Source organism: Pseudomonas sp. S1(2024), from assembly GCF_046557535.1.
In genome coordinates, this window is record NZ_JBKGFP010000094.1 from 39,283 (window position 1) to 55,081 (window position 15,799).

The 15,799-nt window shown below is 63.7% G+C and carries 13 protein-coding genes; 11 read left to right on the forward strand and 2 right to left on the reverse strand.

Features of this window, described 5'->3' with window-relative positions; all coding sequences use genetic code 11:
• Positions 1-87 precede the first annotated feature (87 nt).
• From ACLCGK_RS26255 to ACLCGK_RS26280, 6 genes are all read left to right on the forward strand, one after another.
• A complete protein-coding gene (locus ACLCGK_RS26255) occupies positions 88-2,088 on the forward strand; it encodes a peptidase U32 family protein (RefSeq protein WP_015270614.1) in 2,001 nt (666 codons plus the stop codon).
• A 196-nt stretch (positions 2,089-2,284) separates the two neighbouring features.
• The gene (locus tag ACLCGK_RS26260; RefSeq protein ID WP_410953287.1) at positions 2,285-3,988 is read left to right on the forward strand and encodes an amidase; all 1,704 of its coding nucleotides are present in this window, start codon (positions 2,285-2,287) and stop codon (positions 3,986-3,988) included.
• Positions 3,989-4,172: 184 nt separating this feature from the next.
• The gene (locus tag ACLCGK_RS26265) at positions 4,173-4,847 is read left to right on the forward strand and encodes a transcriptional regulator (protein ID WP_367245024.1); all 675 of its coding nucleotides are present in this window, start codon (positions 4,173-4,175) and stop codon (positions 4,845-4,847) included.
• A complete protein-coding gene (locus ACLCGK_RS26270) occupies positions 4,844-5,761 on the forward strand; it encodes a pyridoxal-phosphate dependent enzyme (RefSeq protein WP_410953288.1) in 918 nt (305 codons plus the stop codon). The genes ACLCGK_RS26265 and ACLCGK_RS26270 overlap by 4 nt, the downstream gene beginning before the upstream one ends.
• A gap of 333 nt (positions 5,762-6,094) precedes the next feature.
• Positions 6,095-7,192: a carboxynorspermidine decarboxylase gene (nspC, locus tag ACLCGK_RS26275; protein WP_280044612.1), complete on the forward strand. Its 1,098-nt coding sequence runs from the start codon at positions 6,095-6,097 to the stop codon at positions 7,190-7,192.
• Between the two features lie 31 nt (positions 7,193-7,223).
• Entirely contained in the window at positions 7,224-8,468 is a 1,245-nt protein-coding gene (locus ACLCGK_RS26280; protein ID WP_003248123.1) for a saccharopine dehydrogenase family protein, read from the forward strand.
• A gap of 62 nt (positions 8,469-8,530) precedes the next feature.
• Here ACLCGK_RS26280 and ACLCGK_RS26285 read toward each other — a convergent pair whose 3' ends face one another.
• Entirely contained in the window at positions 8,531-9,394 is an 864-nt protein-coding gene (locus ACLCGK_RS26285) for a type 1 glutamine amidotransferase domain-containing protein (protein WP_410953289.1), read from the reverse strand.
• Positions 9,395-9,513: 119 nt separating this feature from the next.
• On the opposite strand from ACLCGK_RS26285, the gene ACLCGK_RS26290 reads away from it, so the two are divergent.
• Genes ACLCGK_RS26290 through ACLCGK_RS26300 form a run of 3 tightly spaced genes read left to right on the forward strand, consistent with a single transcriptional unit; the run spans position 9,514 to position 11,933 of the window.
• Positions 9,514-10,449 carry a LysR family transcriptional regulator gene (locus tag ACLCGK_RS26290; protein WP_410953290.1) on the forward strand — a complete coding sequence of 312 codons (936 nt, stop codon included), beginning with the start codon at positions 9,514-9,516 and terminating at the stop codon, positions 10,447-10,449.
• Between the two features lie 48 nt (positions 10,450-10,497).
• Complete coding sequence (locus ACLCGK_RS26295) at positions 10,498-11,835, forward strand: UDP-glucose dehydrogenase family protein (protein WP_182329624.1); 1,338 nt, start codon at positions 10,498-10,500, stop codon at positions 11,833-11,835.
• Positions 11,823-11,933 (forward strand): NAD-dependent epimerase/dehydratase family protein, encoded by a 111-nt coding sequence (locus tag ACLCGK_RS26300; protein ID WP_054573524.1) that lies wholly within the window; start codon positions 11,823-11,825, stop codon positions 11,931-11,933. Before ACLCGK_RS26295 ends, ACLCGK_RS26300 begins: the two co-directional genes overlap by 13 nt.
• Here the strand turns inward: ACLCGK_RS26300 and mqo are convergent.
• Positions 11,923-13,500, reverse strand: coding sequence for a malate dehydrogenase (quinone) (gene mqo, locus ACLCGK_RS26305; RefSeq protein ID WP_023660582.1), 1,578 nt, complete (start codon positions 13,498-13,500; stop codon positions 11,923-11,925). The two genes, ACLCGK_RS26300 and mqo, sit on opposite strands and share 11 nt — an antisense overlap.
• Before the next feature lie 144 nt (positions 13,501-13,644).
• Here mqo and ACLCGK_RS26310 point away from each other — a divergent pair, with 144 nt between their 5' ends.
• Together ACLCGK_RS26310 and ACLCGK_RS26315 are read left to right on the forward strand one after the other, a co-directional pair.
• The gene (locus tag ACLCGK_RS26310; RefSeq protein ID WP_410953291.1) at positions 13,645-14,865 is read left to right on the forward strand and encodes a putative DNA modification/repair radical SAM protein; all 1,221 of its coding nucleotides are present in this window, start codon (positions 13,645-13,647) and stop codon (positions 14,863-14,865) included.
• A complete protein-coding gene (locus ACLCGK_RS26315) occupies positions 14,856-15,698 on the forward strand; it encodes a TIGR03915 family putative DNA repair protein (RefSeq protein ID WP_410953292.1) in 843 nt (280 codons plus the stop codon). Before ACLCGK_RS26310 ends, ACLCGK_RS26315 begins: the two co-directional genes overlap by 10 nt.
• Positions 15,699-15,799 lie beyond the last annotated feature (101 nt).

Below are 15,799 nucleotides of genomic sequence, written 5' to 3' on the forward strand. Positions count from 1 at the left end.
ACACCTCTCGGCACCCCGATGATGCCGCCAGCCCGTTTCGCCGCTACAATGCCCGCCTAAACCGTGACAGCCCGAACCTATAACGACATGTCCCTTCCAAAGAATCACCTGGAACTGCTCAGCCCTGCCCGTGACGTGGCCATCGCCCGCGAAGCGATCCTGCACGGCGCAGACGCCATCTACATCGGTGGCCCGAGCTTCGGCGCGCGCCATAACGCCTGCAACGAAGTCAGCGATATCGCCGAACTGGTCGAGTTCGCCCATCGCTACCATGCACGCGTGTTCACCACTATCAACACCATCCTCCACGACAACGAGCTGGAGCCCGCGCGCAAGCTGATCCACCAGCTGTACGACGCTGGTGTCGACGCACTGATCGTGCAGGACCTGGGGGTGATGGAGCTGGACATCCCGCCGATCGAGCTGCACGCCAGCACCCAGACCGACATCCGCACCCTGGAACGGGCCAGGTTCCTCGACCAGGCCGGCTTCTCCCAGCTGGTGCTGGCGCGTGAGCTGAACCTGCAGCAGATCCGCGCCATCGCCGCCGAAACCGACGCCGCCATCGAATTCTTCATCCACGGTGCGCTGTGCGTGGCCTTCTCCGGCCAGTGCAACATCTCCCATGCGCAGACCGGCCGCAGCGCCAACCGCGGCGACTGCTCGCAAGCCTGCCGCCTGCCCTACACCCTGAAGGATGACCAGGGCCGCGTGGTCGCGTTCGAGAAGCACCTGCTGTCGATGAAGGACAACAACCAGACCGCCAACCTGGCTGACCTGGTCGACGCCGGCGTACGCTCGTTCAAGATCGAAGGCCGCTACAAGGACGTGGCCTATGTGAAGAACATCACCGCCCACTACCGCAAGGAACTCGACGCCATTCTCGAAGGCCGCCCGGAGCTGGCCCGTGCCTCCAGCGGCCGCACCCAGCACTTCTTCGTGCCCGACCCGGACAAGACCTTCCACCGCGGCAGCACCGACTACTTCGTCACCGACCGCAAGGTCGACATCGGCGCCTTCGACTCGCCAACCTTCACCGGCCTGCCGGTGGGCGTGGTGGAAAAGGTCGGCAAGCGTGACATGCAGGTGGTCACCGAGGTGCCGCTGACCAACGGCGACGGCCTCAACGTGCTGGTGAAGCGTGAGGTGGTGGGCTTCCGTGCCAACATCGCCGAACCGCGTGGCGAATTCGAGGAAGACGGCGAGAAGCGCTACCGCTACCGCGTCGAGCCCAACGAAATGCCTGAAGGCCTGCACAAGCTGCGGCCCAACCACCCGCTGTCGCGCAACCTCGACCACAACTGGCAGCAGGCCCTGCAACGCACCTCGGCCGAGCGCCGCGTCGGCGTGCAATGGCACGCGGTACTGCGCGAGCAACGCCTGGTGCTGACCGTCACCAGCGAGGAAGGCGTGAGCACGCAAGTGGCTCTGGAAGGCCCGTTCGGCCCGGCCAACAAGCCGCAGCAGGCGCTGGACCAGCTGCACGACCTGCTCGGCCAGCTGGGCACCACCATGTACCACGCCGACAGCATCGAGCTGGACGCCCCGCAGGCTTACTTCATCCCCAACTCGCAGCTCAAGGCCCTGCGCCGCGAAGCCATCGAGGCGCTGACTGCAGCACGGGTGCAGGCGCACCCGCGAGGCGGGCGCAAGGCCGAGACCACGCCACCGCCGGTTTACCCAGAGTCGCACCTGTCGTTCCTGGCCAACGTGTACAACCAGAAGGCCCGCGACTTCTACCACCGCCACGGCGTGCAGTTGATCGACGCAGCCTACGAGGCCCATGAAGAGCACGGCGAAGTGCCGGTGATGATTACCAAGCACTGCCTGCGCTTCTCCTTCAACCTGTGCCCCAAGCAGGCCAAGGGCGTGACCGGCGTGCGCACCAAGGTGGCGCCGATGCAGCTGATCCAGGGTGATGAAGTGCTGACCCTGAAGTTCGACTGCAAGCCGTGCGAAATGCACGTGATCGGCAAGATGAAAAGCCACATCATCGACCTGCCGACCCCGGGCAGCGCGGTGGCCCAGGTGGTTGGGCACATCAGCCCGGAAGACCTGCTGAAGACCATTCCGCGCGGGCCGCATTGATCGGTGGCCTGCAAGGGCCCTTTTGCGGCTGAAGCCGCCTGCATGGTGATACTCGAAGGGGTGGTGGGACGACTCGGGAAGACCCGACAATGCTCGCCTGCAAAAAACCGTTTGCCCCCGCGCAAACCTGCGCCCGCCAAGCCCTTCTTGTACACTCCTCGCATTAGCCCCCACCTGCACATTTTTTGGTGAACGCATGATCGAGGTAACCGAGGTTTCCATTGCCGAGCTGCGCGATGCGCTCGAGTCGGGCCGCACGACGGCGGTCGAGCTGGTCCAGGCCTACCTGGCGCGCATCGACGCCTACGATGGCGCCGACACCGCCACCGCCCTGAACGCCGTTGTGGTACGCAACCCCGAGGCGCTGAATGAGGCCGCAGCCTCCGACGCCCGTCGCGCCAAAGGCCAGGTCCTGAGCCCGCTGGACGGCATCCCCTACACCGCCAAGGACAGCTACCTGGTCAAAGGCCTGACCGCTGCCTCCGGCAGCCCTGCCTTCAAGGACCTGGTGGCCCAGCGCGACGCCTTCACCATCGAACGCCTGCGCGCCGCCGGCGCCGTGTGCCTGGGCAAGACCAACATGCCGCCCATGGCCAACGGCGGCATGCAGCGCGGCGTGTATGGCCGCGCCGAAAGCCCGTACAACGCCAACTACCTGACCGCACCGTTCGCCTCGGGCTCGTCCAACGGTGCCGGCACCGCCACTGCCGCCAGTTTCAGTGCCTTCGGCCTGGCCGAAGAAACCTGGTCCAGCGGCCGTGGCCCGGCGTCCAACAACGGCCTGTGCGCCTATACCCCGTCGCGTGGGGTGATTTCGGTGCGTGGCAACTGGCCGCTCACACCGACCATGGACGTGGTGGTTCCCTATGCCCGTACCATGGCCGACCTGCTGGAAATCCTCGACGTGGTCGTAGCCGACGACGCTGACAAGCGCGGCGACCTGTGGCGCCTGCAACCCTGGGTGCCAATCCCGGCCGCTTCGACTGTGCGCCCGGCTTCGTATCTGGACCTGGCCGTGGATGCCAGCGCGCTCAAGGGCAAGCGCTTTGGCGTGCCACGCATGTACATCAATGCCGATGCCGAAGCCGGTACTTCCGAGAAGCCAGGCATCGGCGGCCCGACTGGCCAGCGCATCCACACCCGCGCCACGGTGATCGACCTGTGGCAGCAGGCCCGCCAGGCACTGGAGGCGGCTGGTGCCGAAGTACTGGAAGTGGACTTCCCGCTGGTGTCCAACTGCGAAGGCGACCGCCCGGGGGCACCGACCGTGTACAACCGCGGCATCGTCAGCAAGGAATTCCTGCATGACGAGCTGTGGGAGCTGTCGGGCTGGGCCTTCGACGACTTCCTGCGCGCCAACGATGACCCCAGGCTCAACCGCCTGGCCGATGTCGACGGGCCGCAGATCTTCCCCCACGACCCGGGCACCCTGCCCAACCGTGAGGACGACCTGGCCGCTGGCATGGACGAGTACGTCAACATGGCCAAGCGTGGCCTGAAGACCTGGGACCAGATCGAGACCCTGCCCGACGGCCTGCGCGGCCTGGAGCAGACCCGCAAGATGGACCTGGAAGACTGGATGGACAACATGGGCCTGGACGCGGTGCTGTTCCCCACCGTGGCCGACGTGGGCCCGGCGGATGCCGACGTCAACCCGGCATCGGCGGACATCGCCTGGAGCAACGGTATCTGGGTGGCCAACGGCAACCTGGCGATCCGTCACCTGGGCGTGCCTACCGTGACCGTGCCAATGGGCGTGATGGCCGATATCGGCATGCCGGTGGGGCTGACCTTTGCTGGCCGGGCTTACAGCGACAATGCGCTGCTGAGCTTTGGTGCAGCCTTCGAGGCGACCGGGTCGCGTCGAATGATCCCACCGCGTACCCCGCCCCTGGGCTGAGGGTTAAAGGGGCCGCTTTGCGGCCCATTCGCGGGTAAACCCGCTCCCACAGGGACCCCACAGGTATTGAATACCGTGGGGTCCCTGTGGGAGCGGGTTTACCCGCGAATGGGGCTGGAAAAGCAAATCGCCTAATTCAACTTTATGTGTAAAAATACACAAAACGTTGATTTTGCGATCTGCCATGCCTATCACCCCAAGCGAAGAACGCCAGCTCACCCTCACCGTCCTCAAGGCCGCCATCCAGGCCCTGGGCAGCGTTGCCGCGCGCAACATGGAAATCCTCCTGCACGACCTCGACCACCCGGAACACTCCGTGGTGGCGATCGTCAACGGCCATCTTTCCGGGCGCAGCGTCGGTAGCCCAATCCTCGCCGCCCCGGAACAGGACCAGGGTTTCAAGGCACTGATGCAGGCCTCGGCCGATCAGCACGGCTGCGAGCCGGTGGTGCTGCCCGACTACCCCACCACGCTGAAGGGCCGCACACTGCGCAGCGCCACGGCCATCTTCCGTGACAGCAGCGGCCACCCCTTCGCCAGCCTCTGCGTCAACACCGACGTCACCGGCCTGGACGCCGCCATGAACTTTCTTCAGCAGTTCCAGCCGCTGGGGGCCACACCTGCCGTCAGTGAACCCGCCGACATGGAACTGCTGATGAGCGAGATAATCCAGGCATCCCTGCAGCGCAGCGGCCAAGGGCGGATGAACAAGCAGGCCAAGGTCGAGGCCGTGCGCATGATGCAGGAGCGTGGCCTGTTCATCGTCAAGGGCGGCGTGGAAAAGGCCGCCAGCGCCCTGGGTGTGACCCGCTACACCGTTTACAACTATCTCGAGCAACTGCGCGGAGCCAGCCAATGACCTTGCATATCCATACCCCCCTGATCGAGTCCCGCCCGCTGTCGCTGGCCGCGGACAGCAACGTCTGGCTCAAGCTCGATGCCCTGCAGCCCTGCGGCTCGTTCAAGCTGCGCGGCGTGGGCCATGCCTGCGAGGTGCACCATGCCCGTGGCGCGCGGCACTTCGTGTCTTCCTCGGGCGGCAACGCGGGCCTGGCAGTGGCCTATGCCGGGCGCAAGCTGGGCGTGCCGGTGACCGTGGTAGTGCCCGAGACTACCACCGAGCGAGCCAAAGATCTGCTGCGCCTGGAGGGCGCCAAGGTGGTGGTGCATGGCAGCTCCTGGCAAGAGGCCAACGCCCTGGCGCAGACCTTGGTCGGCCCGGATGACGCCTTCATCCACCCATTCGACGACCCGCTGCTGTGGGCCGGGCATGCCAGCCTGGTGGATGAAGTCGCCGAGGCCGGCGTGAAACCGGATGCCGTGGTGTTGTCGGTAGGCGGTGGTGGTTTGCTCAGTGGTGTGGTCGAGGGGCTACAGCGTAACGGCTGGGGCGATGTGCCGGTGCTGGCGGTGGAAACCGAGGGCGCGGCATCGCTGCATGCGGCCATGCAGGCGGGGCATTCGGTGGAGCTGGAACATATTGCCTCGGTGGCGACCTCGCTGGGGGCCAAGCGTGTGGCTGACCAGGCGCTGGTGTGCGTGAAGGAGCATCCGGTGCACAGCCACCTGGTCAGTGACCGCGCTGCGCTGGAAGCCTGCGAGCGGTTCCTGCTGGACCATCGCGTGCTGGTGGAGCCAGCTTGTGGAGCAGCCTTGGCGTTGGCCTATGCACCGGGCGCCCTGGCGCAGTACCAGAATGTGCTGGTGGTGGTTTGTGGCGGGGCTACCGCCACGCTGGAGCAGATCCAGGCGTGGTTGCAGCAGGTGGATTGAGGTTACCTGTACCGGCCTCTTCGCGGGCTTGCCCGCTCCCACAGGAACCGCGCATTTTCTGAGCCTCGCGCCAAACCTGTGGGAGCGGGTTCACCCGCGAACACCGGCGGAGCCGGTGCCATCCAATACAACACTCATCGGATTCTCCTTGCGGCACCCGGTTGCTGATTACGATAGTCACATGCCGCTGTTCTACTGAGCCCGCCGCAACCGGAAAAATCCTCTCGCAACAGCGTCGACCACGACGAAATGCGTAACCCACCCTTTCGGTCTGCGGCAAGTGAAGGCACAATGCGTGTCCTTTTTTTGGCCGGCCTGGCCGGGGGCCTTTAAATGATCAAGACGCCGTACTACCTCATCGATAAAACCAAGCTGCTGGGCAACATGGAGAAGATCGCCTACGTGCGCGAACACTCCGGCGCCAAGGCACTGCTCGCCCTCAAGTGCTTTGCCACCTGGTCAGTCTTCGACCTGATGCAACAGTACATGGACGGCACCACCTCTTCGTCGCTGTACGAGCTCAAGCTCGGCCGCCAGAAGTTCGCCGGCGAAACCCACGCCTACAGCGTGGCGTGGGCCGACGACGAGGTCGAGGAAATGCTCGAGAACTGCGACAAGATCATCTTCAACTCGATCGGCCAGCTGCAGCGCTTCGCCGAACAGTCCGAAGGCAAGGTCCGTGGCCTGCGCGTCAACCCGCAGGTCAGCAGCTCCGACTACCTGCTGGCAGACCCTGCCCGCCCGTTCAGCCGCCTGGGCGAATGGGACCCGGCCAAGGTCGAACAGGTGATCGAGCAGATCTCCGGCTTCATGTTCCACAACAACTGCGAGAACGGCGACTTCGGCCTGTTCGACAAGATGCTCACGCACATCGAAGAGCGCTTCGGCCACCTGCTGCACAAGGTCGAGTGGGTCAGCCTCGGTGGCGGCATCCACTTCACCGGTGAAGACTACGCGCTGGACGCCTTCTGCGCGCGCCTGAAAGCCTTCTCGGAAAAGTACGGCGTGCAGGTGTACCTGGAGCCGGGCGAAGCGGCCATCACCAACAGCGCCTCGCTGGAAGTGACCGTGCTCGACACCCTGTACAACGGCAAGCACCTGGCCGTGGTCGACAGCTCGATCGAAGCGCACATGCTCGACCTGCTGATCTACCGCCTCAACGCCAAGATGGCCCCCAACGACGGCACGCACACCTACATGGTCTGCGGCAAGTCGTGCCTGGCCGGTGACATCTTCGGCGAATACCAATTCGATCGTCCGCTGGCCATCGGTGATCGCCTGTCGTTCGTCGACGCGGCGGGTTACACCATGGTCAAGAAAAACTGGTTCAACGGTCTGAAAATGCCATCCATCGTGGTCAAGCAACTCGACGGCAGCGTCGAAGTGGTGCGCGAGTTCGGTTTCGAAGACTACGTTTCCAGCCTGTCGTAAGACCGGCTTTCAGTAAGGAGCAAGGGATAAATTGAAGAAGAACGTTCTTATCATTGGTGCAGGAGGTGTCGCCAAGGTGGTGGCCCACAAGTGCGCGCAGCATAACGACGAACTGGGTCGTATCGCTATCGCGTCACGGAACATCTCCAAATGCCAGGCCATCATCGACAGCGTCAAGGCCAAGGGTAGCCTCAAGGTACCCGCCGACATCCAGGCCTTCTCGCTCAATGCCCTCGATGTCGAGGCTACCAAGGCGCTGATTCGCGAGACCGAATCGCAGATCGTGATCAACGTTGGTTCCGCCTTCCTCAACATGTCGGTGCTGCGTGCCTGCATCGATACCGGTGTCGCCTACCTGGACACCGCCATCCACGAAGAGCCGGGCAAGATCTGCGAGACCCCGCCGTGGTACGGCAACTACGAGTGGAAACACCTCGAAGAGTGCCAGGCAAAGAACATTACCGCCATTCTCGGCGTCGGTTTCGACCCGGGTGTGGTGAACAGCTACGCCAAGCTGGCGCAGCAACAGTATTTCGACAGCATTGACTCGATCGACATCCTCGACGTCAATGCCGGTTCGCATGGCAAATACTTCGCCACCAACTTCGATCCGGAAATCAACTTCCGTGAGTTCACCGGGCAAGTGTGGAGCTGGCAGAACAGCCAGTGGACCAGCAACACCATGTTCGAGGTCAAGCGTACGGACGACCTGCCGGTGGTGGGTTCGCAGAACCTGTACCTGACCGGCCACGATGAGGTTCACTCGATTTCGAAGAACCTCAACGTGCCGAACGTGCGTTTCTGGATGAGCTTCGGCGAGCACTACATCAACGTGTTCACCGTGCTGAAGAACCTGGGCCTGCTCTCCGAGCAACCGGTGAAAACCGCCGAAGGCCTGGAAGTGGTACCGCTGAAAGTGGTCAAGGCCGTGCTGCCGGACCCAGCCTCTCTGGCCCCGGGCTACACCGGCAAGACCTGCATCGGTGACCTGGTCAAGGGCACCAAGGATGGCCAGCCGCGCGAAGTGTTCATCTACAACGTGGCCGACCACGAAGAAGCCTACGCCGAGACCGACAGCCAGGGTATTTCCTACACCGCCGGTGTACCGCCAGTGGCCGCCGCCCTGCTGGTCGCCCGTGGCGAGTGGGATGCCAAGCGCATGGTCAACGTCGAGGAGCTGCCAGCCGAGCCGTTCCTCAAGGCACTGGACGTCATGGGCCTGCCGACCCGCGTCAAGGATGAAAAAGGCGATCGTCCTTGGGACGCTGAAGCCTAAGCAGCAAAGCAGAGGGGGCGCCATCAAGGCGCCCCCTCTGCTTTTGCAGGCCACGTGTAAGTCTAGATGCCCAGGCCAGAGGGCTTTGCCTGCTCAGCCAGCTTTTCCAGCAATACCTTGGCCAGCGCCTTGTCCGAGAACGGGTTTTGCCCGGTGATGAGTTCGCGGTCCACCACCACATTGGGTTGCCAGGCCTTGGCGTAGCCCATGTCGCCCCCTGCCATTGCCATGGCGTTGGCCGGGTAGAACAGCAGCCGCTGGTCCTTGAGCGAACCTTCGAATACCTGCTCCTCCGGGTCGGAGAAAATGGTCATCTTGTAACCCTTGTACAACCAGTCGGTGGCTGCCGGCTTTTCACCACGCGCCAGCGCCGACTGGTAGCTGGCCGGGTCCTGCTGGGCCGAGAGCAAGGCGATGGGGCCGTGGCAGATCGCGGCTGTAGGCTTGCCGGCTTGATGGAAATGCCGCAGCAAGGCGCCCACGTCCGGGTTGTTGGCCAGGTCGATCAACGGCGCATGGCCGCCGGGGATGAACAGCCCGGCATAGCGGCCCAGGTCACCTGCCAGTACTTCTTTCACCGACAGGGTATCGTCAATGCCCGGCAGGCCTTGCACGACCTTCTCGATCCGGCGCATCTCCACCGCATCGCCGGCAAAGTAGCTCGGGTCGATCGAACGCTGGTCGACACTCGGGGCATTACCCTTGGGGGTAACCAGCACCAGCTTGTAGCCAGCCTTGAGCAACTGGTCGGCAGGCACGCCGAATTCGTTCAGGTAGTAGCCGGTGGCGTAGCGCTTGCCGTCCTGCAGGGGCAGCTGGTGCTCGCTGGACAACAGCACCAGCACCTCTCCCTTGGGCGCAGCGTGGGCGCCGGTGGCAAGCAGGGTGCTGGCAACAGCCAGGGCAAGCCGGGACATCTTGGTCATGCAACAATCTCCTGATCAGGCAAATAGAGCTGTCCGCTCATGTTGGCGGGGATGCGTGCATGCTAACGGCAAGGCTATGATTCGATAATTCGAAAGCTCTCATGCCTGTGATCCAGAAAATGAATATCTCCAGCAAGGACTTCAACCTGCTGTACCTGTTCCATGTGCTGTACCAGGAACGCAATGCCACCCTCGCCGCCCAGCGCATGGCGCTGAGCCAGCCGGCCCTCAGCCACAAGCTCAACAAGCTGCGCCATCAGTTTGGCGACCCGCTGTTCGTGCGCGCGCCCAGGGGCCTGACCCCGACGCCACGCGCCCACGAACTGGCCCCTGAGGTAGAACGCCTGGTCGTGGGCCTGGAAGGTTTTTATGAGCGCTGCGAAGGGCAGGACTTCCTCGCCCGCCCTGCCCGACTGCACCTGTACAGCACCGATTACGTGGAGCAGACCCTGTTGCCCAGGCTGCTGCCGACCCTGCGTAGCCAGGCACCGAACCTGACGCTGGTCACCTGCAATACCCGCGGTCTTCTGCCTCGCGAAGAACTGGAGAAAGGCACCTGTGACCTGGCCGTTGCCGGGTTCTACACCGACCTGCCGGAAACCTTCCACCAACAGCGCCTGCTCAGTGAACACTTGGTAGTGCTGGCCTCGCGCAGCCATCCAGGCCTGGAAAACGGCCTGGACCTCGATACCTTCCTTGCCAGCGACCACCTGCTTACCACCCTCACCGGCGACCTCGATGGCCTGGTCGACCGCGCCTTGCGCAGCCAGGGCATGCAACGGCGGGTCGTGGCTGGCCTGTCGAGTTTCCTGGCCCCCATGCGCCTGCTGCGCGGCACCGATCTGCTGCTCACCTGCCTGCGCTCGCTGGCCACCGAAGCCGTCGAACGTGACGACGACCTGCTCATGTACCCGCTGCCGCTGACATTGCCAGCGATCGAGGTGATGCAGATCTGGCACGAACGCACCCACGCCGACCCCTTGCGCCGCTGGTTTCGCCAACAGCTGTGGAACGTCGCCCAAGAGGCAGCCGCCTGCGCGAGTAACAATTTCTAAACAACGATGTGACATTTTTTTTCAGCTTTCTCGCCAAGGAGCTGTCAGATGAAGGTCACGGTTTTCGGTACCGGCTATGTCGGCCTCACCCAGGCAGTGTGCCTGGCCCAGGTGGGCCATTCGGTGTTGTGCATGGATGTCGACGCCGAGCGGGTCGCCAGCCTCAATGCAGGCCATTGCCCGATCTTCGAGCCCGGCCTTGCGCCGATGCTGGAGAAGAACCTGGCCTGCGGTCGCCTTCGCTTCACCACCGACGCCAGCGAAGCGGCCAACTACGCAAAGGTGCAGTTCATTGCCGTCGGCACCCCGCCTCAGGCCGATGGCAGCGCCGACCTGAAGCACGTGTTCGCCGTGGTCGACAGCATCCTCGAACATGCCGATGGCCCCAAGCTGATCGTCAACAAATCCACCGCGCCGGTTGGTACGGTGCACCGCATCAAGGCGCGCATCGCCCAGGCCGTGGCCGATACCAGCCGCTTGCGCGTCGTCAGCAACCCGGAGTTCCTCAAGGAGGGCTCGGCGGTGGATGACTGCATGCGCCCGGAGCGCATCATCATCGGTGGCGCGGAACCCGCCGAAGTAGAGCTGCTGCGCGAGCTGTACCTGCCGTTCAGCCGCAACCGCGAAAAACTGATGGTGATGGACGCGCGCAGCGCCGAGCTGACCAAGTACGCGGCCAACTGCATGCTGGCGACCAAGATCTCGTTCATCAACGAAATCGCCAACCTGGCCGAGCATCTGGGCGCCGACATCGAACTGGTGCGCCGCGGCATCGGCTCGGACCCGCGCATCGGCTACGACTTCATCTATGCCGGCTGCGGCTTTGGCGGCTCATGCTTCCCCAAGGACCTGCAAGCCCTGCGCCGCAGCGCCGAGGCCGAGGGCTTCGAACCACAGTTGCTGCGTGCGGTGGAATCGGTCAACGAGCAGCAAAAGAACCGGCTGTTCGGCAAGATCCAACGCCACTACCCACGCGGCCTGCGAGGCAAGGTCTTCGCCGTGTGGGGGTTGTCGTTCAAGCCCAATACCAACGACATTCGCGAGGCCTCCAGCCGAGTCTTGCTGGAAGCGCTGTGGGCCGCCGGCGCGCGGGTGCAGGCCCATGACCCGCAGGCCATGGAGGAAATCCAGCGGCACTATGGCTGCCGCGCCGACCTGCAACTGGTACCGTGCAAGGACGACGCGCTGCGCGGCGCCGATGCCCTGGTGATCGTCACCGAATGGCAGGAATACCGCGTGCTCAACCTGGACAAGGTGCCGCAACAACTGGCCGACCGGGTGGTGTTCGACGGGCGCAACCTGTTCGAACCCGAGCACATGGCCGCCGCCGGCCTGACTTACTACGGCATCGGCCGCGGCCAGGTGCAGCCAGCATGCCCGAACTGATTACCGGCGTGGCCGGCTTCACCGGCGACCACATTGCACGGCGCCTGTGCGAAGCAGGCATCGAGGTGGTCGCCGCATGGTACTTTGCTACGGCGTAACGGCGCCCTCGGGAGGATTCAGTTGCAACACCTCGTTGGTGTATGCCCACTCCTTCTGCACCTGGTCCGGGTGGTCGTTAAGGCGGATGCCGTAGGACGGGATGATCTGCCTGATCTTCGCCTGCCACTGCGGCGATGCCATCTTGTCCTTGAACACCTTGCTCAGCACATCGAGCATGATCGGCGGCGCGGTCGAGGCGCCAGGCGAAGCACCCAGCAATCCTGCAATGCTGCCATCCTTGGACGTCACCACTTCAGTGCCGAGCTTGAGCACTCCACCCAATGCTTCGTCCTTCTTGATGATCTGCACCCGCTGGCCCGCCTGCCACAGCCGCCAGTCCTCTTTCTTCGCCTCGGGGAAGTAGGTGCGCAACGCTTCGAAACGGTCATCGTCAGATTGCAGCACCTGGCCGATGAGGTACTGCACCAGGTCGAACTCACGCACCCCGACCCTTACCATCGGCCAGGCATTGTGCACACTGGCGCTGGCGAACAGGTCAAGCAGCGAGCCCTGCTTGAGGAACTTGGTCGAGAAGGTGGCGAACGGCCCGAACAGGATCATGCGCTTGCCATCGAGCACACGGGTGTCCAGGTGCGGCACCGACATCGGTGGTGCGCCGGTGGCGGCGATACCGTAGGCCTTGGCCATGTGACGCTGGGCGATGGCCGGGTTGTCGGTGACCAGGAACGAACCACCTACCGGGAAACCGGCATAGTCCTTGGCCTCCTCGATACCCGACTTCTGCAGCAGTGGCAGCGCTGCACCACCTGCGCCGATGAACAGGAACCTGGCGTCGGTGGCCGCGTTGCTGCCGTCCTTGAGGTTCTTGTATTCGACATGCCAGGAGCCGTCGTCGTTGCGGGTGATCGCCTGCACTTCGGTCGACAGCTTGAGGTCGAAGTTCGGCCGGGTCTGCAGATAGCCCACGTATTGCCGGGTGATCTCGCCAAAGTTGACGTCGGTGCCGATCGGCGTCCAGGTCACGGCCAGTTTCTGGTTGGGGTCGCGGCCCTCCATCATCAACGGTACCCACTTGCGGATCTGCTCGTGGTCCTCGGAGTACTGCATGGGCTTGAACAACGGGCTGGCCTGCAGCGCCTCGTAGCGCTTCTTCAGGAAGCGAATGTTGTCGTCGCCCCAGACGAAGCTCATGTGCGGGGTAGTGTTGATGAAGGAATGCGGGTTCTTCAGCACGCCCTGCTTGACCTGCCAGGCGAGGAACTGACGGGTGACCTGGAACGACTCGTTGATCTCCACCGCCTTGCTGATATCGACCTTGCCGTCCTTCTCCGGGGTGTAGTTCAGTTCGGCCAGGGCCGAGTGGCCGGTACCAGCGTTGTTCCAGCCGTTGGAGCTTTCTTCGGCGACCTTGTCCAGGCGCTCGACCATTTCCATCGACCAACCCGGCTCCAGCTCATTGAGCCAGACGGCCAGGGTTGAACTCATGATGCCGCCGCCCACCAGCATGACATCGACCCTTCTGGTTTCCGCGGCCTGGGCATCGAGCATGCCGAATGCCAAGGCCAGCCCGGTCAGCGCCAGTACCGGCTTGATGGTGATCCTCATAACCTCCCCCTTGCCTCGTTGCTATCCGTAAGTCAGCCACAAGCTTAGATGACGGATTTGGTCGGGCGTGGCTGGTGCACAATCACTTGCAATCCGTCACGCCTCAAAATACTGTATGAATATTCAGTATCACAGGTCAGGCCCATGCAACTCATCGCCAAACTCGGCATCCTTGCCGATGCTGCCAAGTACGACGCATCCTGCGCCAGCAGCGGCGCGCCCAAACGCAACTCGCGCGGGGCTGATGGGCTGGGTGCTACCAATGGCATGGGCATCTGTCACAGCTACACCCCTGATGGGCGCTGCGTATCGCTGCTCAAGGTGCTGCTGACCAACTTTTGCCTCTACGACTGCCAGTACTGCGTCAACCGCCGATCCAGCAACGTGCCACGCGCACGCTTCAGCCCCGAGGAAGTGGTCCGGCTGACCCTGGACTTCTACCGGCGCAACTGCATAAGCGGCCTGTTCCTCAGCTCAGGCATCATCCGTTCGGCGGACTACACCATGGAGCAACTGGTCCGCGTGGCTCGGCTGTTGCGCGAAGAGCACGAGTTCCGCGGCTACATCCACCTCAAGACCATCCCCGATGCCGACCCGTTGCTGATCGAGGAGGCCGGGCGCCTGGCAGACCGGCTCAGCGTCAACATCGAGCTGCCGACCGACGCCAGCCTGAAACGCCTGGCACCGGAAAAACAGGCGCACACCATTCGCCAGGCCATGGGCGTGATCCACCAGGGCCAGCAAGCTGTGGCCCACGAACCCAAGGCGCCGCGCTTTACCCCGGCCGGGCAAAGCACCCAGGTGATCGTCGGGGCCGACAGCACCGACGACAGCACACTGCTGCGCAATGCCGAATCGCTGTACCAAGGCTACGGCCTCAAGCGTGTGTTCTACTCCGCCTTCAGCCCCATCCCTGACAGCCCCGGCAGCGTCCCCCTGGCCGCACCACCGCTGCTGCGCGAGCACCGTCTGTACCAGGCTGACTTCCTGTTGCGTGGCTATGGCTACAAGGCCGGCGAGCTGCTGGGCCAGAGCGGCAATCTGGCACTGGACATCGACCCCAAGCTGGCCTGGGCGCTGGCCAACCGCGACGTGTTCCCGCTGGATGTGAACCGTGCCGAGCCGGCGCTACTGGCGCGCATCCCCGGCATCGGCCTGCGCAGCGTGCAGCGCCTGGTAGCCCTGCGACGCGAACGGCGCATTCGCTACGATGACCTGATCCAGTTGCGCTGCGTGCTGGACAAGGCGCGGCCATTCATTGTCACCAGCGACTACCGCCCGCCCCAGGCCGAACTGCGCAGCGGCCTGCTGAGGGCGCGCTTGCGTGAGCCGCAGGCCCCGGTGCAGATGGGCTTGTGGGGGTGATCGCGCTCGACTGCGACGGCCTGTTCGCCACTTGGCGTGAGCAGGCCCGGGTGTTGTTGGGGCATGGCATCGACCCGTCGGAGGTCACCTGGGCGCAAGGGCCGGTGGCTGATTTGCTGGCCGTACCGACAGCGCTGCCGGAAGGCTCCGGTCCCTTTCGCGCCAAGGTGCCTGCGGCGCTGCTCGGCCAGCTGGAACAGGCGGCCCGCTACCGTGGCGAGCACCGCTGGAACCTGCTTTACGAGGTACTGTGGCGGGTGGCCCATGGCGACCGCACTGCAATGCTGCCGGGTGACCGATTGGGCAGTGAGCTGCATAGACGGATCAAGCAGGTCTATCGCGAAGCACACCACCTGCATGCGTTTGTACGCTTCGTGCCACTACCCGAAGTATTGGCTGAACAGCTGCAACTCGACCTGGTGGCCTATCACGAGCCGGCGCATGACATTCTCGAAAGCGCCAGTGGGCATTTCGCCGACCGCCTGGGGCGTTTGCGTTGGATGATTGCCACGGCCCACGACGGCATACGCTTCGATGGCCAGGCATTCGACTACCAGCGACAGTGCCCCGAACCCTGGCGCCAATGGGCCCGCAACGCCGAAGACCCTGGTGCCGAATTATGGCGCACCTACTATCGTCATACCTTCAACCCCGCCCGCCTCAACCCCGACGCCTTGCGCTTGCACATGCCCGGGCGGTTCTGGCGTCATTTGCCGGAGGGTATGCTGATTCCGCAGCTCGAAGGCCTGGCTCGGCAAGGCAAGCAACGGGACGGCCAAGCACTGGAGGTCGCCTCTCAGGCTGGCAAACAAATCAGCAAGCCCATACGGTAGTTGCGTATTCGCAAACCTTGATCAGTGGCAGTTTCTTCGCGGGCATGCCCGCTCCCACAGGTATTGCACAGTTCTCGAAGTGTGTAGAGATCCGGTGGGAG

Excerpts from the sequence above, each read along its gene's own strand:
- ACLCGK_RS26310 (WP_410953291.1), top strand. The coding sequence starts at position 13,645 with ATGCAACTCATCGCCAAACTCGGCATCCTTGCCGATGCTGCCAAGTAC.
- ACLCGK_RS26300 (WP_054573524.1), top strand. The coding sequence starts at position 11,823 with ATGCCCGAACTGATTACCGGCGTGGCCGGCTTCACCGGCGACCACATT.
- ACLCGK_RS26270 (WP_410953288.1), top strand. The coding sequence starts at position 4,844 with ATGACCTTGCATATCCATACCCCCCTGATCGAGTCCCGCCCGCTGTCG.
- ACLCGK_RS26265 (WP_367245024.1), top strand. The coding sequence starts at position 4,173 with ATGCCTATCACCCCAAGCGAAGAACGCCAGCTCACCCTCACCGTCCTC.
- ACLCGK_RS26285 (WP_410953289.1), bottom strand. The coding sequence starts at position 9,394 with ATGACCAAGATGTCCCGGCTTGCCCTGGCTGTTGCCAGCACCCTGCTT.
- ACLCGK_RS26260 (WP_410953287.1), top strand. The coding sequence starts at position 2,285 with ATGATCGAGGTAACCGAGGTTTCCATTGCCGAGCTGCGCGATGCGCTC.
- ACLCGK_RS26295 (WP_182329624.1), top strand. The coding sequence starts at position 10,498 with ATGAAGGTCACGGTTTTCGGTACCGGCTATGTCGGCCTCACCCAGGCA.
- ACLCGK_RS26255 (WP_015270614.1), top strand. The coding sequence starts at position 88 with ATGTCCCTTCCAAAGAATCACCTGGAACTGCTCAGCCCTGCCCGTGAC.
- mqo (WP_023660582.1), bottom strand. The coding sequence starts at position 13,500 with ATGAGGATCACCATCAAGCCGGTACTGGCGCTGACCGGGCTGGCCTTG.
- nspC (WP_280044612.1), top strand. The coding sequence starts at position 6,095 with ATGATCAAGACGCCGTACTACCTCATCGATAAAACCAAGCTGCTGGGC.
- ACLCGK_RS26290 (WP_410953290.1), top strand. The coding sequence starts at position 9,514 with ATGAATATCTCCAGCAAGGACTTCAACCTGCTGTACCTGTTCCATGTG.